This is a genomic window from Nibrella saemangeumensis, assembly GCF_039541915.1.
Taxonomy (GTDB): Bacteria; Bacteroidota; Bacteroidia; order Cytophagales; family Spirosomataceae; genus Nibrella; species Nibrella saemangeumensis.
Genome location: NZ_BAABHD010000080.1, coordinates 37,065 through 58,659 on the forward strand (window position 1 = coordinate 37,065; position 21,595 = coordinate 58,659).

The 21,595-nt window shown below is 54.2% G+C and carries 20 protein-coding genes; 12 read left to right on the forward strand and 8 right to left on the reverse strand.

Annotation, left to right across the window (positions count from 1 at the left end):
* Window positions 1–10: 10 nt before the first annotated feature.
* On the forward strand, window positions 11–1,237 hold the full coding sequence (locus ABD949_RS23645) for an ABC transporter permease (RefSeq protein WP_345247631.1): 1,227 nt from the start codon (window positions 11–13) through the stop codon (window positions 1,235–1,237).
* Between the two features lie 71 nt (window positions 1,238–1,308).
* On the opposite strand, the gene ABD949_RS23650 is transcribed toward ABD949_RS23645, so the two are convergent.
* Entirely contained in the window at window positions 1,309–2,712 is a 1,404-nt protein-coding gene (locus ABD949_RS23650; protein WP_345247633.1) for a Gfo/Idh/MocA family protein, read from the reverse strand.
* A gap of 191 nt (window positions 2,713–2,903) precedes the next feature.
* Between ABD949_RS23650 and ABD949_RS23655 the strand changes: the two genes are divergently transcribed.
* From ABD949_RS23655 to ABD949_RS23670, 4 genes are all read left to right on the forward strand, one after another.
* Window positions 2,904–3,473, forward strand: a complete 570-nt coding sequence (locus tag ABD949_RS23655; protein ID WP_345247635.1) for a hypothetical protein — start codon at window positions 2,904–2,906, stop codon at window positions 3,471–3,473.
* Window positions 3,474–3,577: 104 nt separating this feature from the next.
* Window positions 3,578–4,591 (forward strand): glycoside hydrolase family 5 protein, encoded by a 1,014-nt coding sequence (locus ABD949_RS23660; RefSeq protein ID WP_345247637.1) that lies wholly within the window; start codon window positions 3,578–3,580, stop codon window positions 4,589–4,591.
* A 112-nt stretch (window positions 4,592–4,703) separates the two neighbouring features.
* Complete coding sequence (locus ABD949_RS23665; protein ID WP_345247639.1) at window positions 4,704–5,783, forward strand: amidohydrolase family protein; 1,080 nt, start codon at window positions 4,704–4,706, stop codon at window positions 5,781–5,783.
* Window positions 5,784–5,796: 13 nt separating this feature from the next.
* Window positions 5,797–6,597, forward strand: coding sequence for a carbohydrate-binding family 9-like protein (locus tag ABD949_RS23670; RefSeq protein WP_345247641.1), 801 nt, complete (start codon window positions 5,797–5,799; stop codon window positions 6,595–6,597).
* Window positions 6,598–6,604: 7 nt separating this feature from the next.
* Here ABD949_RS23670 and ABD949_RS23675 read toward each other — a convergent pair whose 3' ends face one another.
* Both ABD949_RS23675 and ABD949_RS23680 read right to left on the reverse strand, forming a co-directional pair.
* Window positions 6,605–7,288 carry a potassium channel family protein gene (locus tag ABD949_RS23675; protein ID WP_345247643.1) on the reverse strand — a complete coding sequence of 228 codons (684 nt, stop codon included), beginning with the start codon at window positions 7,286–7,288 and terminating at the stop codon, window positions 6,605–6,607.
* Between the two features lie 11 nt (window positions 7,289–7,299).
* On the reverse strand, window positions 7,300–9,141 hold the full coding sequence (locus ABD949_RS23680) for a TrkH family potassium uptake protein (RefSeq protein WP_345247645.1): 1,842 nt from the start codon (window positions 9,139–9,141) through the stop codon (window positions 7,300–7,302).
* Window positions 9,142–9,248: 107 nt separating this feature from the next.
* On the opposite strand from ABD949_RS23680, the gene ABD949_RS23685 reads away from it, so the two are divergent.
* Complete coding sequence (locus ABD949_RS23685; protein WP_345247647.1) at window positions 9,249–9,896, forward strand: 3-keto-disaccharide hydrolase; 648 nt, start codon at window positions 9,249–9,251, stop codon at window positions 9,894–9,896.
* Window positions 9,897–9,928: 32 nt separating this feature from the next.
* On the opposite strand, the gene ABD949_RS23690 is transcribed toward ABD949_RS23685, so the two are convergent.
* Window positions 9,929–10,912, reverse strand: coding sequence for a gluconolaconase (locus tag ABD949_RS23690; RefSeq protein WP_345247649.1), 984 nt, complete (start codon window positions 10,910–10,912; stop codon window positions 9,929–9,931).
* Window positions 10,913–11,123: 211 nt separating this feature from the next.
* On the opposite strand from ABD949_RS23690, the gene ABD949_RS23695 reads away from it, so the two are divergent.
* From ABD949_RS23695 to ABD949_RS23720, 6 genes are all read left to right on the forward strand, one after another.
* Entirely contained in the window at window positions 11,124–11,486 is a 363-nt protein-coding gene (locus ABD949_RS23695) for a hypothetical protein (protein ID WP_345247651.1), read from the forward strand.
* A gap of 112 nt (window positions 11,487–11,598) precedes the next feature.
* Complete coding sequence (queA, locus tag ABD949_RS23700; protein WP_345247653.1) at window positions 11,599–12,642, forward strand: tRNA preQ1(34) S-adenosylmethionine ribosyltransferase-isomerase QueA; 1,044 nt, start codon at window positions 11,599–11,601, stop codon at window positions 12,640–12,642.
* 60 nt (window positions 12,643–12,702) lie between these two features.
* Window positions 12,703–13,386 (forward strand): 2-C-methyl-D-erythritol 4-phosphate cytidylyltransferase, encoded by a 684-nt coding sequence (locus ABD949_RS23705; protein ID WP_345247655.1) that lies wholly within the window; start codon window positions 12,703–12,705, stop codon window positions 13,384–13,386.
* Window positions 13,387–13,389: 3 nt separating this feature from the next.
* Window positions 13,390–14,367: a methylmalonyl Co-A mutase-associated GTPase MeaB gene (meaB, locus tag ABD949_RS23710; protein WP_345247657.1), complete on the forward strand. Its 978-nt coding sequence runs from the start codon at window positions 13,390–13,392 to the stop codon at window positions 14,365–14,367.
* Between the two features lie 33 nt (window positions 14,368–14,400).
* Window positions 14,401–15,474 (forward strand): plastocyanin/azurin family copper-binding protein, encoded by a 1,074-nt coding sequence (locus tag ABD949_RS23715; RefSeq protein WP_345247659.1) that lies wholly within the window; start codon window positions 14,401–14,403, stop codon window positions 15,472–15,474.
* Between the two features lie 10 nt (window positions 15,475–15,484).
* Entirely contained in the window at window positions 15,485–16,981 is a 1,497-nt protein-coding gene (locus ABD949_RS23720) for a PQQ-dependent sugar dehydrogenase (protein ID WP_345247661.1), read from the forward strand.
* Between the two features lie 29 nt (window positions 16,982–17,010).
* Here ABD949_RS23720 and ABD949_RS23725 read toward each other — a convergent pair whose 3' ends face one another.
* The 4 genes from ABD949_RS23725 to ABD949_RS23740 form a co-directional block, all read right to left on the reverse strand.
* Entirely contained in the window at window positions 17,011–17,973 is a 963-nt protein-coding gene (locus ABD949_RS23725; RefSeq protein ID WP_345247663.1) for an NAD-dependent epimerase/dehydratase family protein, read from the reverse strand.
* Window positions 17,921–18,880: a lysylphosphatidylglycerol synthase transmembrane domain-containing protein gene (locus ABD949_RS23730; RefSeq protein WP_345247665.1), complete on the reverse strand. Its 960-nt coding sequence runs from the start codon at window positions 18,878–18,880 to the stop codon at window positions 17,921–17,923. The genes ABD949_RS23725 and ABD949_RS23730 overlap by 53 nt, the downstream gene beginning before the upstream one ends.
* A 1-nt stretch (window position 18,881) precedes the next feature.
* Complete coding sequence (locus tag ABD949_RS23735; RefSeq protein WP_345247667.1) at window positions 18,882–19,838, reverse strand: glycosyltransferase family 2 protein; 957 nt, start codon at window positions 19,836–19,838, stop codon at window positions 18,882–18,884.
* Window positions 19,839–19,945: 107 nt separating this feature from the next.
* Window positions 19,946–21,595, reverse strand: coding sequence for an ArnT family glycosyltransferase (locus tag ABD949_RS23740; RefSeq protein ID WP_345247669.1), 1,650 nt, complete (start codon window positions 21,593–21,595; stop codon window positions 19,946–19,948).

Consider the following 21,595-nt stretch of genomic DNA (forward strand, 5'->3'; position numbering starts at 1 on the left):
ATAATCTATCATGATAAAAAACCTGCTCCTCTCCTTCTCGCTGGCGTTGCAGAACGTTCGGTCGCGGCTGTTCCATACGCTGCTGTCCATACTGGGCATTGTGATTGGCGTGGCGGCTTTGGTGGCTATTCTGTCGATGATCGACGGGATGGAGAAATATGCCCAGGAGCAGATTACCAAAACGACCACGATTAACTCTCTGCTGATTCAGTCAGACCCATATAAGGTGGTTAATGATGTCCGGCTGAAAAAAGACACGTTTGCTATACTTGACTACACAAATTTTAGCAGGCTTAAAGCTACCCTTACCCGGCCAGCCAAGACCTACCTGTTTGTCAGACAGTCGACCGAAATTCAACTTGATGCGCAGCGCAGCCGGGTTGGCGTCATGACTCACGGGGCTATATCGCCCGTTAGCGCTGATCTGACGATGACCTATGGCCGGTCCCTTACGCCAGCCGATGTGGCTCAACAGCATCCCGTCGCGCTGATTAATCCGAAACTGGCGAAGCAACTTGTGACTGGTCAACCGGTTGAGCAGGCGATCGGTAAATCTATTCCCTGGAAAGGTCACCAGCTCCGTGTGGTGGGCATAATGGAGGATAAGGACAATAAAATGGCCACCATGGTTGTGCCCATTACGCTGTTTCCTGAACCCGACCTGAAGGCGGAACTACCCATGGCCGTAATAGAGGCCAGTCACGTAGAAGATGTCCCGGTGCTAAAAACTCAAATTGAAAACTGGCTGAAGCAAAATCTGAGCAAACATCCGTCCGATCTCAAGGTGATCAGTAACGAGCAGCGGGTGAGTCAGGCGGCAAAAGGATTCCTGCTGTTCCGGGTGATTATGGGATTGATTGTCGGCATTTCGGTGCTGGTTGGCGGTATTGGCGTTATGAACGTGCTGCTGATTTCCGTGACCGAACGCACTTCCGAAATCGGCGTCCGGAAAGCTATGGGAGCCAAACGGCGCGATATCCTACTACAATTTCTCTCTGAGTCGGTGACCATCTCTACCTTCGGCAGTTTTCTGGGTCTGGTGCTGGGCATCCTCGGCACATTGATCATCATACCCATTGTCAAAGCCCTGACGAATGTACCGTTTCAGGCGGCTTATACCTGGAATACCCTGTTCATTATATCCATTGTTGCCGTACTGGTAGGAATCATCTTCGGCACCTACCCTGCCCTGCGAGCCTCCCGACTGGACCCGGTCGAAGCCATTCGAAGGGAATAAATTCAGCCAACGTTCTTCAACGCCAAAGGCCGCAGTATTGCGGCCTTTGGCGTTTACGTATTCTGAAACCCTTACAACTGCGCCAGCATACCCAACTGCCGGCTTTCTTTCCAGCGCCCGCGAGTGAAATCAGGGAATTTGACCGGTGCACTACCGCCCTTGATCGATAACTCCGACAAGGGCGTGACCGCCGACCACGAGGCTGCATCGTACACGTCCATATCGAGCGGCAAACCGCGGTTGAAGCAGTCGATCATCCGGTATAGCATCACAAAGTCCATACCGCCATGACCGCCGTTGCGCTCAATTTCTTCCTTCATTTTGGCCCAGATCGGGTGCTTGTATTGCTCCTTTAACGCTTTATACTCGTCGTCTTTCAAAAACTTATGGCTGTCTTTTCCCTTTACCGTCATCCGGCTGGGGTAGCCGACGTGAAACGCCTTCGTCCCGGCCAGCATATTGATCCGGTTGTAGGGCCGGGCCGTCACCACATCGTGTTGCAACAGGATGGTACGACCGAGTTGGGTTTTAATCAGCGTATTGTTCATGTCGCCGTGCTTAAACCCCTTCTTGTTATGAAATTCGTTTGAGGGGTCGGTGAGTACGCCAGAGTCTTCGCTCAGGCTGGCCTCGGGCGAGCTCATAGACACTAGATAGTTGAACCGGTCACCCCGGTCAATGTCCATGTACTGGGCAACGGGACCGAGCCCGTGGGTCGGGTACAGATTACCGTCGCGCTTCTGATTATGCCGGATACGCCACATGTTATAGTAGCCATCCTTGCTCAATAACTGATCGCGAAGGTCATGAATGTAGCCGCACTCGGCATACGTCAACGTTCCAAATACCCCCTGGTGCGCCATATTCAGCAGCCAGAGTTCTTCGTCGCCGTAGCAGACGTTCTCCAGCATGATGCAGTTGCGCTGGGTCTGCTCAGCAGTATTAACCATTTTCCAGCAATCCTCAATGGTATAAGCTGCCGGTACTTCAAGGGCGGCATGCTTACCCTGCTGCATGGTATAAACCGCCATCGGCACATGGTCCTCCCAGGGCGTAGAGATGATGACCAGGTCAATATCATCCCGCTTCACCATCTCCTTCCAGGCATCAGCCTTACCCGAATAATAGGCGACATCTTTTACGCCTTTGCTCTCCAGCCAGGTCTTTGTTTTGTTGGCAAAGTTTTCACGGATGTCGGACACTGCCACAATTTTGGCTTTGTTACCGCAGGCATGTACCAGTTTTACATGACCAGTGCCGCGGTTACCGACGCCGATAAAGCCAATGCGAACCTGTGGGATCGGAGCAGCGCGCAAACCGATAACCGATTTACCCTGTGCTTTGGGTACTTCGGCTAAGCGTTCTATTTGCTCTTCGATGGTCGTTTTGGCCTGAGATATAGAGGGTATACCGAGGGCCGAGCCCAGCAGGGCAGAAACTTTAAGGAAGGACCGGCGTTGCAGAAAGTCTTTCATGATAAGGGGGTTATTAGGTCAGGTTTATTATCAAAAGTACGGAAACCTGTCTGGAATAGAAAAGCAAAGTTCCGGCAAAATCTCCTGTCGACTGACGATGTTCCACTGCCCATGTGGTAGGAAAAGCTCCCTTTTTACTTTCTTCAACAATGAAATGGCCCGCTACGATCCTGCTTGTCACAAACTGCTTCATGTATTCGCCAAGTAATGGGCAATCGCCAGCAGATCGTGTGGCGGTTAAACCCAATGCCGCTAACCGGCAGCAGGAAAGCGTCGCATTATCACCTGACCGGGCTCATCCGAAGGCCAAAGCTCTTTTGAGCGAAGCATTTTTCTGGAGTGCCACTGAAAAATCGGCTCCCTTCGGCAATGAGGAAGGAGCCGCTGCCTTCAGCGGATTCCGGCAGTGGCGACCGGCTAATCCTAACGACAGTCCGGTGCTGTACCTGAACCAACTGATTGCGAACTGGAACTACCCGGCTTTTGATCTGACAACGGTTACGCTGGATGAACTCTCGGCGTATATCACGCAAGGCCCCTCCGGTGCCGGGCCGTTGATTGAGCAGGATAATGCGGTGATAGCCGTTGGCTTCGGGCAGTTTGTTTTGGAAGGGCGAATCGAAAAAGACTTACAGATTTTAACTAAAATTGCGCTGCAACGCGAGCTGCTGCCTGTTTTGCTCAGTCACTTCCCGGACAGTTACCAGCCGAAACGCCGTGACCTGCTGAGCAGGCTGCTGAAGGCGGTGGAGGCCATGTAACGGCCCCCGTCCCGGTGTCTGAGCCGCGCTAACGGCTAAAGCATTTTCTCTGATAACTAATTTGTATGGATACCGGGCCGGGGTCCAGTACTTAACCGAATCCAATGAAGCACACATTGTCATTATTTATTGCCGCCCTGTTTCTTTCCGTACAGTCTCCGGCGCAGACGCCGGCCAGGTTGAGCCAACTTTCGGTGCAGGGCAACAAATTTGTTACGGCCGAGGGCAAAACGATGGTCTTCCGGGGCCTGAACACCAGTGACCCGGACAAACTGGAGAAAAGTGGTCATTGGGATAAATCCTATTTTGAAGAGATGAAACGCTGGGGCGCTACCATTGTCCGGTTTCCGGTGCATCCAAACGCCTGGCGCAGCCGGGGCAAAGACCAGTACCTCCAGCTGCTCGACAAAGGCGTGGCGTGGGCGGGTGAACTGGACATGTATGTAATCATCGACTGGCACAGCATCGGTAATCTCAAAAACGAAATGTACCAGAGCCCCATGTACGAAACTACCCTAAAAGAAACATACGAATTCTGGCGCACCATGTCTGACCATTACAAGGGAAACACCACCGTTGCCTTCTTTGAATTATTCAACGAACCCACCGTAATGGGCGGCAAAATCGGTACCTGTAGCTGGGCGGAATGGAAGAAAATGATGGAAGAAGCCATTACCATCATTCGGGCCAACGGCTCCAAAGCCATTCCGCTGGTGGCTGGCTTCAACTGGGCGTACGATCTGCGTGAGGTAGCCCAGAATCCAATTGAGGCAGAAGGTATCGCGTATGTGAGTCACCCCTACCCCATGAAGCGCGAAAAGCCCTGGGAAGATAAGTGGACCGCTGATTGGGGCTTTGTCGCGAAAAAGTACCCGCTGATCTTAACGGAAATCGGCTTCTGCGGCCCCGACGAACGAGGGGCGCATGTCCCTGTCATCAGCGACGAGTCTTACGGCGACGCTATCACCAAATACTGCGACGACAACGGTATCTCGTACGTCGTCTGGGTATTCGATCCACAGTGGGCACCCATGCTGTTCAGCGACTGGAATTACACCCCCACCCGGCAGGGACGTTATTTTAAAAAGGTGTTGCAGAAATATACAACGCAGAAATAGCCAGGATACGGTTTCCCTGCTATTTCTGCACAGTGCAGCCCAAAAAGAACAAACCTTTCGTACGGAATTAACAGGTAAACGCTACCTTAAACCGGTCCCCAACCCACCCACTATGTTAGTAAAGTTCACCTTTACCCTTAGCGCTCTGCTGACTACTTTCGTTATCTGCCACGCTCAGAGCCCCGAAACGCTGCTGCTGAAAAACTACCGGCCTAAATCGATCTATAATGTTCCGGTCACTACCGTCACGAAGGCGAAGTACCCGGTCATTGATATGCATACACACCCCTACGCCCAGACGGAGCAGCAACTGGCGCAGTGGGTGAAAACCATGGATCAGGCGGGTATCGAGAAATCCATTATTCTGTCGTATTCGACCGGCAAACGATTAGACTCCCTGATTGCACTGTACGGCAAATACCCCGGTCGGTTTGCCGTGTGGTGCGGCTTCGATTATACCGGTAAAGATCAGCCGGGCTGGGCCGAAAAAGCCGTTAAGGAACTGGAACGCTGCTACCGCGCCGGGGCCCGCGGTGTGGGTGAACTGGGCGATAAAGGGCTGGGCGAATTTTACTCCAAACCCACACCCGGTTACGGCCTGCACATCGACGATGCCCGCCTGAAGCCGCTGCTGCAAAAATGCGCAGAACTGAACATGCCCATCAGCATCCACGTAGCCGAGCCCTACTGGATGTATGAAACCATGGACTCCACCAATGATGGACTGATGAATGCGTATAAATGGCGGATCGACAAAACGAAGGAAGGGCTGCTGGGCCATGCCGAACTGATAAAAACGCTGGAAAACGCCGTCCGGGATAACCCCAAAACAACCTTTATCGCCTGTCACTTCGCCAACTGCGAACACAATCTCAACATACTGGGCGAACTGTTTGACAAATACCCGAACCTCTACGCCGACATCTCGGCCCGGTATGGGGAAACCGCACCCATTCCCCGCTTCATGAATGCCTTTTTCAAGAAGTACCAGAACCGGCTGGTTTACGGCACCGATATGGGCACCAGCGCCGGCATGTACGCAACTACCTTCCGTATTTTGGAGACTGCGGATGAGCATTTCTACGACTTTGACCGGTTCAATTATCATTGGCCGCTGCACGGGTTTGGCCTGGATGCCAACGTGCTCCGCAAACTGTACCGGACCAATGCGCAGAAGATCTTAGGGAGGTAGCCTCACAAAACCCATGGATTTAACTTCTTATACCGCCCGCAAGATCAGCGAAACGCTGGAGATCAACGGCGACTTGACCAAACCAGTCTGGCAGGCAGCGACCTGGAGCCATCGCTTTGTGGATATGGTCACCGGCGCACCGGGCCTGTACGATACCCGTGCCGCCATTCTTTGGAACGACACGCACCTATACATTGCCTTCTATGCTGAAGAACCTTACGTAGAAGCCCAACAGACCGAGCGCGACTCCATCATATTTCTGGAGAGTGATCTGGAGTTGTTCATCGACGGGGGCGATTGTTACTACGAGTTAGAGGTAAACGCCCGCAACACCATCTACGAAGTCTTTTTCATCTGGCGCGATGCCTATCGGCGGGGTGGCCGGTTTGATGTACCGCTTTTCGATGTGCATCAGCCACAGGCGCTGACGTTTGGGGGAGACTATGACCGCAGCGGAGCCTCATTCTGGTACGGCACCCACCCGCGCGGGGTACGCTGGGCTTTCCTGAATTACGATATGCCGGGTCTGCAAACGGCGGTTCGGGTAGACGGTACGCTGAACGACAACAGCGATATTGACCGGGGCTGGTGTTTGGAGCTTGCTATTCCGTGGCAGAGTCTGACCTGGCTGGCCAACGGCCGTTCATTACCACCTCAGCCCGGCGATCGCTGGCGGATGTTTCTGGGCCGCTTTCAGAAACTGACTGTTTCAGGCACAGAAGTTCAGCCGCACCCGGCCATGGTCATGACCCCGCACGGCATTTATGACACTCATCTACCCGAACGCTGGAGCACGATTGAATTTCAGGTGTGAACACGCGCTACCCTTCAATAAAATCTTCCAGATCACGGGGTGCACCGAATAGCAGCAGAATGTCGCCACTCTGCAGAATGGTCTCGGGCGGCACAATGCCCACTACCTGCAAATCGCTGTTGTCATTGCCGAAAACACCCCGGCGGTTTATCCGTTTCAGAATGGTAACCAGCACCAGCCGGTAACGGTTGGCCAGATCAAGCTGGGTTATTGATCGACCCACGTAGCGATTCGGCACACCCACCTCCAGCAGTCGATAGTCGGTATTGATCTGAAACGAATCGACCACGCCCGGCAAATCCAGTTTTAAGGCTAGGCGCTCGGCCGCTGAGGCTTCGGGATAGGCAAACTCCTGGATGTTCATGGCTTCCAGCACAATTTTTTGCAGCGGAGATGTTACCCGGCAGATGATCCGCTCAATACCCATCTGTTTAAGCAAGGCCGTGGTCATGATGGTAGCGCCCTCATTCTCGCCGATCGCTACGATAGCGGCATCAACATCCTTTACCGGTAGCTGTTCAACGGCTTCTTTGGTAGTTGAGTCCAGCGCAATGGCGTGGGTAATGCTGTGCTTATACCGGTCTACAGCCTCCAGACGCTGGTCAACCCCAATTACTTCGTGCCCCAGCCGCACCAGTTGCTCGGCCAGCGAAGCCCCAAAATTCCCCAAACCAAAAACAATAAATTTCATAACTCTTCGGGTTAGAACGCGATCTCTTCTTTCGGATAACGGTAGTGCAGTTGCTTGCTCTGCCGGATAAATGCGACTAATAATGTGAGCATGCCTACCCGGCCGACAAACATCGTCAGCATGAGCATAACCTTGCTAATCAGGGTCAAATTGGCCGTAATGCCCAGTGACAGCCCGACGGTACTAAACGCCGAGAACACCTCAAAGGCTATAGCAATCAGCCCTTTACCGCTATCGTTGATGGAAATAACAAATACCGCAAATCCGATATACAGTAAGGACGACATAATAATGGCAAACGCCCGGCGCACCGACTGATGCGATATTTCGGAGCGAAAGAAATCGGTGCGCTCCTTACCCCGTATCACCGCTACCATGTTTAGTACCGCCAGACCGGCGGTAGTCGTTTTGATACCACCACCGGTAGAGCCCGGCGACGCGCCTATCCACATCAGCAGCAGGTAAAACATAATGGTCGGTAGCGTCATCTGCGTCAGGTCTACCGTATTGAAGCCCGCCGTCCGGGGTGTCACACTACCAAAAAAACTCGTTACCAGCTTACCGCCCCAGGTTGGGTGCTGAAGCAGCGTAGCCGACTGCTCGAACACCAGGTACGCCATAAAGCCGATCAGCAACAAAATAATGCTGACCACCAGGGCCAGTCTGGAATTAAGCGAAATCAGACTGGGAAAATACGCCCGCTTGGGGTTACCCGTTACGCGCCAGTACACATTGGACAGTTTAATTCGGGTGTAGCGGTACAAATTAAAAACAATTGGGAAGCCCATACCCCCCAGAATAATCAGCACCGCCAGAAACATCTGCAGGGTATAATTAAAGCGAATAACGGATTCGTATAAGCCATTGGTGTACGTAGAGAAACCGGCATTACAAAACGCCGAAACGGCATGAAACATAGAGAAAAAGAGTTTGTCGCGCTGCCGGACAAACAAAGCATCGTCCAGGGAAAAATAAATAAACACCGCTCCAATTCCTTCAAACAGCAAGGTTACAAACACCACCTGGTACACAAAGAACATGATGTTGTTGATTTGCTGGCTGCTCATGATGTCTTTGAAGGCGAGTTGCGTTTTGATGGAGGCATTCCCCGCAACGGCATACGCCAGCAGTCCGGCAAAGGTCATAAAGCCCAGTCCGCCGAGTTGTATGAGTAACAGAATGATCACCTGGCCAAATGCTGTAAAATGGGTAGCCGTGTCAACGACAATCAAACCGGTAACGCATACGGCACTGGTTGCCGTAAACAACGCATCAAGGGTAGACAGGCTCCGGTTGGTCGCGTTGGGCAGCTTCAGCAGAAAGGCCCCCAGGAAAATCAGCAGCACAAAACTGCCGATAAACAGCAGGCCGGGATTAACCGTCCGTGAGTAAATCCGGTGCAGCGAATACGAGGCTTCCGTGACAAAGCCCAGCAGTATACCGGCATAGAGAAGCAGCTTATAGAACAGGAAGCGGTTGGAATCTACGTTGACCAGCACTGCCTTGGTCGGCAGCACATACAGGGTCAGAAAGAGCAGAAATAACCAGCCGGCTATGTTGAAAATTCGCGCCCACCGGCTTTTGGGAATAAAGCTCTCCAGCACCAACCGTACGCCAATGGCTATGGAGAGCAGCCCCAGAATGATCTCCAGCCAGAAGTCAATAAAGAAATGGTTACCCCAGAACGATTTAAAACCAAACTCGTAAATAACGATGCCAACCCCGATTGTCAGCAGCCCTGGTACCACAAAGCTCAGTATCTCCAGAATTTTTTCGTGTAATCCTGCCAGAAAAAATCGGGACTGCCGGCTTCGGATAAAACTCCACCTGGCCAATAGCTTAATTCTGTTCATAAAATGGGCCGCAACACAATACCGTTATGATTTATCTTCAAAATGCCTACCAACTAAGCCGGTTGTTGCTTAATATTACCGCGTAAATGTAATTCCTAACCCCATATATGAAAAAAATTATTCTTTTCTGTGCCGGCCTACTGCTGGTGATGGCCTGCGCTGGTTCTAAACAAGGTAAACAGGGCGATGGTTGGGTCCGGATCTTCGACGGGAAAACGATGAACGGCTGGAAGGTCACGGAAGAAAGCCCGGCTACGTTCTCCGTACAGGATGGTGCCATTGTGGTGTTCGGTCCGAGGGCCCACCTGTTCTACGAAGGACCGGTTGGCAACCACAATTTCAAAAACTTTGAATGGAAGGCGCAGGTCATGACCATGCCCGGTGCTAACTCCGGCATGTTTATCCACACCGCTTATCAACCCTCCGGCTGGCCTAACAAAGGATACGAGATTCAGGTCAACCAGACGCATACCGACTGGCGGAAAACGGGCAGCGTCTACGCCGTGCAGGATGTGCGCGACGTCTTTGTCAAAGATGGCGAGTGGTATACCGAACACATTATCGTGCAGGGCAAAAAAGTCACCATCAAAGTAAACGATAAGGTGATCAATGAATTTACCGAGCCGGCCGATTACAATCCGACCGGTGGTAATGCCCAGAAACGACTCAGCAGCGGCACTATTGCCCTACAGGGCCACGATCCCAAAAGCAAAGTCCTCTACAAAGATATAATGGTCCGGGTACTGCCGGATTAAGCAGAGAGGGCCGCACGTGCGGCCCTCTTTTGTTATCGGAACCGCTGAATGCTGTACTCATTCGCCTGCAAGAGGTTGGGGTTATTGGCCTGAGCGGCAGCGCCAACCTCGCTGATGCGGGCGTTGAGGGTGTATACCTGGCCGTTCACGGCCGTATTGGTCGTAGCATCAGCGTAACCGGTCTGATCGGTTTTGATAACGGTAGCCGTACTCCAGTTATCGGAACTCCGCAATTGCGTTACACGGGTCCGGCCATTGACCACGTACAGATCACCGTTGGCCCATACCATGCCATCCGCGCCGGTCAGCGCCGGAAATCCGGTGACTTCCGAGATAGCATTGCCATTCATCAGGTCAATTTTAAACAGTTTACCTTCGCTCGACTTGGCGACGATCAGGTAACCGTTGGGATGGTACACGATCCCGTTCAGGTTAAAGCCTGCTCCGCCAAAGCGGGGGTCAGTCGCCAGGATGCTGGGCTGGCCGGCGCTGGTAACTTTATACACGACTGGCGAAAAGGAGTCGGTTACGTAGGCGTTTCCCTGCGCATCAACGGCCACATCGTTGCCGAAATGCTGATTATCGGGCAGCAGCGCAGCCAGATCCGCCCATTGCTCCAACTGGCGGGTTTCCAGGTTAAAGACAAACAGCCCGGCCGTTTTCAACCGCGTCTGCGGAGTACTTTTCACCGACACGCCCTGATCCCCGTTGGCTACGTACAACCGGCCGTTGCTGATCTCCATACCGATGGCGCTAATCAGCCGGTTGTCGGTCAGCAGATCGGCGTACTGCCCGTTTTCGTCAACGGTACCGACCTTACCCTGGGTGATGGAACTGACCAGAAAGCGCCGGAGCTGGGTTGAATACTCGATGCCCTCAGGGTACAACCGGGCGCTGGTGAAGTTGATGCGCTCCGGAAAATCAGGCGTTACGCCCGGCTGGTTATGATCGGAGCAGGAAGATAGGCCGAGTGCCATGACCAGAAGGCCTTGAACCATGTAACGGGGTGTTTTCATGATACGATGTGTGTTTTGGTGATACGAAACTGGCAGAACCTCACCGGGAGAGCCATTCGATGTATAAACAATGAATGAGTAACCTTTTTGTTTATCTTTTCGTGGGAAAGGTCCGTACATGGTTTGTGGTGACCCAACTATTGAGCGTCAGCGCAAACTATTCAGGTCTTGCATAGTTGTTAAGGGAAAGCTTAATATCCGCAACAACGCTATGAAACATTTTGAAACGGTGACCGAAGCCATGGAAGACCTTCGGCAACGGGGATATACGCACGAATTCGTTCCGAAGCAGGATCACCTGGAGGAAGTAAAAACACAATCGAGAGTGAGAAGCGAAGAATTTCACGTTGATGAATTCCATCGCTTTGAAGGTACTTCGGACCCCGGCGACGAAATGACCGTATACGGCATTACCACCACCAATGGTATGAAAGGCGTATTTATGTCGGCGCTGGGTGCCTACGCCAATGAGTTTTCCAAAGAACTGATGGATAAATTTGCCATTGTTGACCGGAAAGAAGTAAACACGGAAGGAGCCGTAAAGCCAATTGACACAACGGCCACGAATAAGTAGTAAATTTGCTGATATACACAATACTTACCCGGAACATGACTAATCTTCCGGGTTTTTACGTATGTTTGCGGTCTTTAAAAAAACGGGATTGTTCTCTTCGATCTGATCCGCTATGAAGCTATCAGAATTTAAATTTGACCTGCCAGAAAGTCTCATTGCCAAATATCCAACCGAGCGCGGTGATTCCCGCCTGATGGTTGTCGACCGCAAGACGAAGCAGATTGAGCATAAGATGTTCGCCGATATTCTCAACTACTTTGACGACGGCGACGTAATGGTCATCAACAATACAAAAGTATTTCCGGCCCGGCTGTACGGCAACAAAGAAAAAACCGGGGCCAAAATTGAAGTTTTCCTCCTGCGGGAACTCAACCGCGAGATGAAACTCTGGGATGTGCTGGTTGACCCGGCGCGTAAAATCCGCGTGGGCAACAAGCTTTACTTCGGGGATAGCGATCTGGTGGCGGAAGTCATCGACAACACGACATCCCGTGGCCGCACCATCCGCTTTCTGTTCGACGGCTCCCACGAGGAGTTTATGAAAGCGATTGATGAGTTGGGCGAAACACCCCTGCCCCGCGAGATCAAACGCAAAACCGAAGACGCCGACCGCGACCGGTACCAGACTGTCTTTGCCGAGCACGTTGGTGCGGTGGCCGCCCCGACCGCCGGTCTGCACTTCACCAAAGCCATGATGAAACGCATGGAGATCAAAGGGGTGCATTTTGCGCCGGTGACCCTCCATGTCGGACTCGGCACCTTCCGGCAGGTAGACGTTGAAGATCTGACCAAGCATAAGACAGACTCCGAGAACTACCGGATCACCGAAGATGCCGCCCGGATTGTGAATGAGGCCCTGGACAATACCCGGCGGGTGTGCGCCATCGGCACCACTTCCCTCAAAGCCCTGGAATCGTCGGTATCGGCTAACAGCCGGCTAAAGCCAGTAGAAGGCTGGACCGATAAATTCATTTTCCCTCCTTACGAATTTAAAATTGCGAATTCCCTGCTGACCAATTTCCACCTGCCGGAGTCTATCCTGATCATGATGACCAGTGCCTTTGGCGGCTACGATCTGGTGATGAAAGCGTACGAATCGGCTATAAAAGAAAAATACCGGTTCTTCAGCTACGGAGACGCCATGTTAATCATCTAGTGTTGGGTTGTTAGTCAATAGTCGTTAGTATTTTTGCTGGTCGCCTACCTCATACTACTAATGACTATTGACTATCGCCTTTCCGCCAAATTCGTGATTATCGTTGCCGGGGGCAGCGGCAGCCGGATGAAATCCGACGTACCGAAACAGTTCCTGCCCATTGGCGATAAACCCATTCTTCAGCATACCCTCGAACGCTTTCTCGCCTATCAGGAGGAAAGCCATGCTTCGCTTCATATCATTCTGGTATTGCCGGCCCGTGACATAGATACATGGACGGCCCTCTGCGAAAAGCACGATTTTTACCCGCCTATTCAAACCGTCACCGGGGGAACTACCCGTTTTCAATCGGTTCGTAACGGCCTGCAAGCGATCAAAACCGCTGAAGGGCTGGTAGCGGTACACGATGGTGTCCGCCCGTTCATCACCACCGACCTTATCGAACGCGGTTTTGCAATAGCCGCCGAAACCGGCACCGCCGTGGCTGCCGTGGCCGCCAAAGACTCCGTCCGGGAGGTGTTGCCGGACGGCAGTAGCCGGGCCCTCGACCGTAACCGGCTCCGCCTGATCCAGACGCCCCAGACATTCAGGCTCGACTGGATGCACCACGCCTTCGCCCAACCCGAGCAGCCTCATTATACCGACTGCGCCAGCGTTCTCGAAGCCAGCGGTTACCCCATTACCTTGATTGAAGGCAGTTACGAAAACATCAAGATTACGACGCCGGAGGATCTGAAACCCTGACTTATGCGCACCCGTCTCTCCTCTTCTGACTATATCGCCGGCATTCTGGCCGGTGACCGGCTGGTACTGAGCCGCGCCATTACGCTGGTAGAGAGTCGGTTGAGCAGTGATCAGGCGCTGGCGCGGCAGGTGCTGGAGCTGTTACTGCCGTATACGGGGAAGTCGGTGCGAGTAGGCATTACGGGGGTGCCGGGGGTTGGGAAGAGCACATTTATTGAAGCGTTTGGTAAGCACCTGACCGGCCAGGGGAAAAAGCTGGCGGTACTGGCGGTAGACCCCACCAGTCAGCGTTCCGGCGGGAGTTTACTGGGCGACAAGACGCGCATGGAAACACTCTCAGTCGATCCGCTGGCGTACATCCGACCATCGCCCGCCGGCGATTCCTTGGGCGGAGTGGCGCACCGCACCCGCGAGACGATGCTCCTTTGCGAAGCGGCCGGTTTTGAGGTAATTCTGGTGGAGACGGTAGGCGTGGGGCAGTCGGAGACGCTGGTACACGGCATGGTCGACTTCTTTCTGCTGCTGATGCTGGCCGGCGCAGGCGACGAACTCCAGGGCATGAAACGCGGCATCATGGAACTGGCCGACGCGCTGGCCATTACAAAGGCCGACAGCGACAATCAGGCAGCCGCCAAACGCGCCAAAGTCGAATACCAGAACGCGCTCCACCTGTTTCCGCCAACCGGCACCGGCTGGTTTCCGCCGGTGATGACCTGTTCGGCCCTGACCGGCGAAGGCATTGAATCGGTCTGGAACACGATTCAGGAACACCAAACGCTGACTACCCAAAACGGCCACCGTACCCGGCGCAGGCAGGCGCAGAATATCGAGTGGCTGCACAGCTATATCCGGCAGCAACTGGAGATGCACTTCTATAATCAGCCCGGCATACGCGAACGACTGGCTTCGGTTGAAGAGCAGGTTCGTACCGGCACCCTGCTGCCTATTCAGGCCGCCGATAGTCTCTTCCGCCCGGCTTAGGGTAAGTCTTTCCGAGAATAGTCTTTTATGTATATGGCAAGAAAGCTGATGATCCTGCTACTGGGCCTGCTCTCCACGGCCGCGTGGGCCCAAACTGATACAACCATCATTATTCGGGCGGTAACCGGCCTGAAGTATGACCCGCCCCGGCTGGTAATCCAACCGGGTAGGCAACTGCGGCTCATCCTGAAGAACGACGATGACATGGCCCATAACCTGGTCATCACCAAGCCAAACTCGCGCTTGCGGGTGGTTGAGTTTGCGCTGGCCCTCGGCGATAAAGGCGCTCAGCAGCATTACGTACCCAACATGGACGAAGTGCTGGCCCATACGCGCATTGTAGAGCCGGGCCATGCCGACACCTTGACCATAAAGCTTACCGATGGCGAGTATCCGTTTGTCTGCACCTATCCCGGCCACGGCTACGTCATGTACGGTATGCTGTACGTCACCCGCGACCCAAAGCGGCTGCCGCCCGCAGACCGTGACCCCAACCTGCCCAATGCCGCACCCAACGCCCATGCCAGCCATACTACGGCCCCCGCACACCCGTATGCGCTGACGTTCCCGGCGATGTACCGGACATTTATGCCCGACTGTGGTCCGGCGGCCATTGCCGTGGGGTTACCGGCTGTGAACGGTGGGCCGCAGCAGTCGTATTGCTGGGATGCCGGCAGTTGCCGGCTGCGGTATGCGTGGTCGGGCGGGTTTGTGGACAACAACGAGCATTGGTCGGGCAAGGGACAATTACTGACCAAAGTAGTCGGTGAGATTTTTTACCGGGAAAAGACCGGTTTCCCCTGGCGCATCGGCAGCAGCGACACAGTTCCGGAGCCCCGCTTTCTGGGCTATCGGCTGGTCAGCCGCTACCCGGAGTTCCGGTACAGGGTCGGGGATATTGACGTGCGGGAGCTGATTCGGCCCGTTGTGAATGGACGGGGGTTTGTACGCCAGTTTACGCTCAGCCCGTCACAGCAGGCGCTTACCTTCCTGACCGGCACCAATGATGGCATGCGGTATAAAGCTTCCGTCGGAAAGCTGGCAGGTAACAAGCTAATTCTTCCGCCCGGTACCCGGCAGTTTACCCTAACCATGACGGCTCTTTAACTCCTTAGCCATGACTAAGCCTCTTTTTCTGGTAGTTCTGTTCGTGAGTTTGTCGGCCATGGTGAGCATGGGCCAGACTAAGCCCGTGGTAGCCGATACCATCACCGACTATTACGAAGTGCAGACCATACCCATGCCCGCCGGGCTGACAGCCGAGACTGGGGCAATGGCTTTTCTGCCCGATGGACGACTGATCGCCTGCTTCCACCGGGGCGAGGTTATGATGTATACCCCAAAGACAAAAACCTGGAAACTCTTCGCCGAAGGGCTGCACGACCCGCTGGGCATTCTGGTCATCAGCAACCGCGAGTTGCTGATCATGCAGCGGCCCGAACTCACCCGCCTGAAAGATACCGACGGCGATGGGGTTGCCGATGTATACGAAACCGTAACCGACCAGTTTGGCCTCTCAGGCAACTACCACGAGTTCGCCTTTGGGCCGGTGCGCGACAAACAGGGTAATCTGTACATCGGCCTGAACGCGGCTTCCAGCGGGGCCGGTATCCGGGACGAACTCCGGGGCCGGTATGAACCGCTTGGGCGGCAGGGCAAGATGTATTCCTGTGTGCCGTACCGGGGCTGGATCATGCGGCTTACGCCTGATGGTAAATTGCTCCCCTTCGCCTGCGGGTTTCGCTCACCAAACGGAATGTTCATCGATGCGAAAGACCGGCTGTTTGTGACCGACAACCAGGGCGACTGGCTCGGTACCAGCAAGCTCTACCATGTCGAACAGGGAAAATTTTACGGCCACCCGCCCAGTCTGGTCTGGAAGGAAGGATTTCCCGACGTTGATCCGACGACACTGCCCCCTGCGACGCTCGACAGTATGCGGGTGCGGGAGATGATTGCGTTTCCGCACCAGCGCTTGGCGCATTCGCCCACGCAGATTGTAGTCGATAACACGGGTGGACGTTTCGGGCCGTTTGCCGGGCAGATGCTGGTGGGTGAAATGGACTTTTCCCGGCTGCTCCGGATTCTGCCCGACGAGGTAAACGGGCAGTTGCAGGGGGCCGCCATTCCGTTCTTTGACAATGCCGGTCTCCGGAAAGGCAACAACCGGCTCGTCTTTGCGCCGGACGGCAGCCTATGGCTTGGTCAGACCGACCACGGCTGGGCAGGCGACCGGGGTATTCAGCGACTGGTATATAAAGGAGGCACCCTGCTCGATGTCATGGCCATGCACCTCACCCCCACCGGCTTCGAGCTCACCTTTACACAACCGCTGGACGAGGCCTCTGCCAAAGCCCTTACCAACTACCAGTTCCGACGGTTTTATTATAAGTACCACGCCAGCTACGGCTCACCCGAAACCGACAGCCAGCCGGTACCCGTCACGGCCGTAACCCTGTCGCCCGACCGCAAATCCGTATCGCTGACGCTGAATGAGCTAAAGCCGAACCATGTATATGAGCTGATGCTGGGTGACCTGCGCTCCGCCGGCAAACGTATTTGCAACCGGATGCTTTATTACACGCTGAACCAGTTGAAGCAAAAACCGCAGTAAAACCTCAGTCAACTACATCCGGGTTTTTCTTATGCCGTTACCAGTTCGTGTTTAAGCTTATACCAGTTCACAAATTTCAGGATACCTTCATCAATGCGAACGGACGGCATATAACCGATTTGTTTACGGGCCAGGCTTACATCAGCGTAGGTACGTTCTACGTCCCCCGGCTGCATGGGTTGCCAGTCAATGAGGGCCGTCTCACCGGTGGCTTTTTCGATCAGAGAAACAAGGTCCCGCAGCGATATAGGGTCAGAACCGCCGATGTTCAGCACGGCATAGCCGTTCAGATGGTCAATGGCCTTCAGAATACCGTGGGTAATATCGTCGATATAGGTATAATCGCGGGCGGTGGTGCCGTCGCCGAAGAGGGTAATGGGCAGGCCGTTCAATACGCGCTCGGTAAACTGACTGATAGCCATTTCGGGGCGCTGACCAGGACCATACACGGTAAAGAACCGCAGGCACGATATGTCGAACCCGTACAGGTGATGGTAGGTATGCGCCAGCAACTCAGCAGAACGTTTGGAAGCGGCATAAGGCGACAAGGGCCGGTCACAGGCGTCAGACTCGGTAAACGGAACCCGCTCCGCATCGCCGTACACCGACGACGACGACGCCATCACCATCCGCCGGACACCTGCCTGCCGCATCGCTTCCAGAATGGACAGGGTGCCGTTGACGTTCACATCGAAATACAGGGCCGGGTTCTCCACCGACGGCCGCACCCCCGCCCGGGCAGCCAGGTGAACCACCGTGTCACAGCCATACAGCCGGAACAACGCATCGAGCAGTGTCCGGTCGCGAATATCCCCTTCAATAAACAGGTAGTTGGGATCAGCCGAGAATTGGCGGATATTTTGCCGCTTTATTTTTGGATCGTAATAGGTATCCAGATTGTCGAGGCAGATGACCGCGTGGCCTTGCTCAAGCAGTTCTTTAGTCAGATGGGAGCCGATGAAGCCAGCCCCGCCGGTGAGAAGTATTTTCATGGTAAGTGTGGTGGTGTAAAGGTGATTTCCAACTGTAATAGCCTCCGGCCAGCGATACCAGGGCCGTTATTCCGTAAAACAAAAAGCTGATTGCCACTGCCCCATCGACCGGTAAGCCAAAATACTGCGCTCCGGCCAGAAAAGTCAGTTCCCGCGCCCCGGCTCCGCCCAATGTCAGCGGCAAAGCTGCCACCACCGACGAAATCAGGAATACCAGTTGATAGGCAAGCACCGGCCCATCCGATTCAATAGCTCCCCACAACGCCCAGACACACAGACACTGCAACACCTGCACCCCCAGCGACTGGGTAATAAGCAGATTCAGTTTGGGTGAAAAACGTTGGAAAAACCTGCGCATCACCCAATGAGCTAATGATTGAACGGTAACAAAGCCCACTATTCCAACCAGGCCAGCTATTGATATACCCCTAAACTTTATGGCGGGTACTGCCAATCCGGGCATATAGCCTGAGAAGACGAGCCCACCCAGCAACAGGGTCAGCGACAATACTGGTACCAGACCGATGAGCCGATCGAGCAGCGTAGCCGTGAGCAGCGGTTTTACGCCCACGCCGGTTTCCCGGTTGAGGTAATACACTTTATACCCATCGCCCCCGATACCGCCCGGCAAAAACAGGTTGTAAAACATTCCCAGCCAGTACAACCGCAGGTTAAAACCCGTCGACAACGGCAAGCCACCGGCTTCAAACAATACCCGCAGCCGCATGGCCGACAAAACTTTCGACGCAATGAACAGACCGGTAGCCACAACCAGCCACCCCATTTGAACGCGGCTCAGGACGGCCCCCAGTTGCTGCACATCCAGTTTGCGGAACACCAGCCAGAATGCCAGTGCGGTAACGCCCAGTTTCAGGAGCGCTTTTACATAGCCCGATAGTTTTGGCATATCAGGCAGCAACGGGTACAGATGGCCGGTATACCCGGCGGACTTTATAAGGCTTTTTCTCCTGCGACTCGTAATACGTCCGCATCTGGAGTTCGGCCATGATACCAAATGAAATGAGCTGGATACCCGCCAGCACGAGCATCATGCCCAGGATCAGCAATGGCTTGCCCCAGATCTCCTGCCCCGCCAGTTTCAGCACCAGGAGGTAGGCATTGACCCCCAACCCGACCAGCAGCGACAGCAGCCCCCAGTTGCCGAACAGATGCATGGGTTTGCGGAGATATTTTTTCATAAACAGCATCAGGATCAGATCGCTGACTACTTTCAGCGTCCGGCCTAATCCGTATTTCGACTGGCCGATCCGGCGTGGGTGGTGCTGCACATCCACCTGCGTAACCCGCGCCCCTTCCAGATGAGCCAGCACCGGAATGAAGCGGTGCAGCTCACCATATAATCCGAGATTTTTGGCCAGATCGGCTCGAAATACCTTCAGGGCGCAGCCGTAATCCTTCATATGCACGTCGGTAGACCAGCGAATGAGGGCGTTAGCCAGCCGGCTGGGCAGTTTTCGCAGCAACGCGCCATCCTGCCGGTTGGCGCGGATACCCGCCACCAGGTCATAATCGCCGTCTTCGGCCAGTTTGAGCATACGGGAAATATCGGCAGGATCGTTCTGCAAATCACCGTCCATGGTGACGATGAAGTCTCCCTTAGCAGCTTCAATCCCGGCTGCCAGCGCGAGGCTCTGGCCGTAGTTCTTCTGTAAGTCGAGAATGACCAGCCGGTCGTGCAGAATGGTTTTAAGCTCGGCGAGAGTCTGGTCGGTAGAGCCGTCGTTGACGTAGATAAGTTCGTAATCATACCCAACCAGTGCCCGGCTTACCTGCTCGACCATGGGGTATATGTTGCCAGCCTCGTTGTAGACACAGACAACTACAGAAACATACACGTTATTCATCGATGATCCAGTGTATTGTTGATGCTAAAGTTAAGCCAAAAGAAGTAAACCAGGTTGACCGTTTATACAAAAATGTGACGAGCCACCAGAAATCGGGTACAAAGCCCCTAATTTGAAAAACGAACGATTTTGGCCTGGTGTCCGTCAAACAGCAGAATATCGCCTATCACCTCATACTGCTCCCCCACAAGACTGGTCGAGTCGGCGATGTAATACGCGCCCGGAATTTTGCGGTCTGTTACGCCAAGAATCTCTCCCCGTACCGCTTCGATGTGAAAACTGTTTACATCCGTAGCCCCATCGTCTCCAATGGTATGCTTATAGCCGAACAGAGGCAGCGGGCGGCCATTGGCATCCAGCGTCAGCCGGGCGGCCTGTTCGGAGGTATCTTTGTACAGTTGCCGGTGAGCCAGCCGGGGCGGAATCACCAGCCAGTTGAAGCCGATGCGCACCACCAGCATAAAGGCGATAAACAGCGTCAGCCGCAACGCCGGCTGGCGAAGGTACTGGTAGGCAATCAGGCCCAGCACCACAAACAGAATAGGCACTTTCCAGAACAGGCCGGCAATAGCCTGCGTCTCCGGAAAGAACATCGCCACCCAGGTGCCTGCCGTCACCACAACCGAAGCCGCCAGCCAGACGCCCTCCACCAGCCGCCGTTGCCAGGCTGCCGCCGATGTCCGCTCGTAATAGATATACACCAATACCGTAAACAGTAAGGGCAGCAACATAATCAGGTAGCGGGCATACACCTGGGGCGAGGACCAGTAAACCACGAAATTGACAAAGAACGTCAGCGCATTGAACAGGATAAAGCGGTTCTCGGTCAGCAGCCGCCGGACACCCGGCCGGAACAGCAGCACAATCAGCAGCATCCAGGGCGCGTAATAATGCTGCATGTCGATTGGAAAGGTCAGCAGGTGCAGCAGCGTTTCCCCAATACCAAACTCCACTACCGTTCGCCGGCTGCTTTCGTAGAATAATACGCCAAACACCTCGGTAACGGGTATGTTGTTGCGGGTAAAGTACGCTATGTAATAGGCTCCTGCTATCAGCATAAACACGCCGATACCCAGAAAATGAGCCGGATGGAACAGCAGTTTCCAGCGCCGGGTATAGCCAAACCAGGCCAGCAGCGTCAGGCCCTGAAAAACGCCCGACGGTAACCCTTTCATCAGAAAACCGATAGCAGTGAGCGCGTAGGTCGTGACAAACAGAGCGGTGTATTTCTTTTTCTGGTCATAATGGTACACCAGCAGAAACGCCGTGTAGGTGACCCAGGAAAACGTAATGTCGATCAGCCCCAGCATGGAATCGTAGAGCAGCACGCGGGCGTTGGTGACCAGCATCAATGCGGCCGCAAACGCAATGGGCTGCGTGGCATACCGGCGTACAAAGGCAAAGACCGTAAGGGCATACAGCAGCAGCGACACCGCCATCGGAAAACGCAGCGCAAACGCCGAATAATTGCCAAACAGCCTGAACGAAGCGGCAATCAGCCAGTTGTACAGCGGAGGCTTGTTCAGGTACAGTTCGCCGTTCAGCGTGGGGGTAATGTAATCGCCGGAGAGCAGCATTTCGAGGGCAACTAGCGCCCGGCGCGGTTCGTCCGAGCCGGTATCAAGCGGCAGAAAGCCAAGGTTGAAAAAGAGGGCCGGTACCACCAGGGCAACGGACAGCCACTGCCAGAAACGCGGACGCTGCCAGAAAGCCGGGACAGGGGTAAACCGTTCAGAGGAGGTAGTGTGTGGATGCAT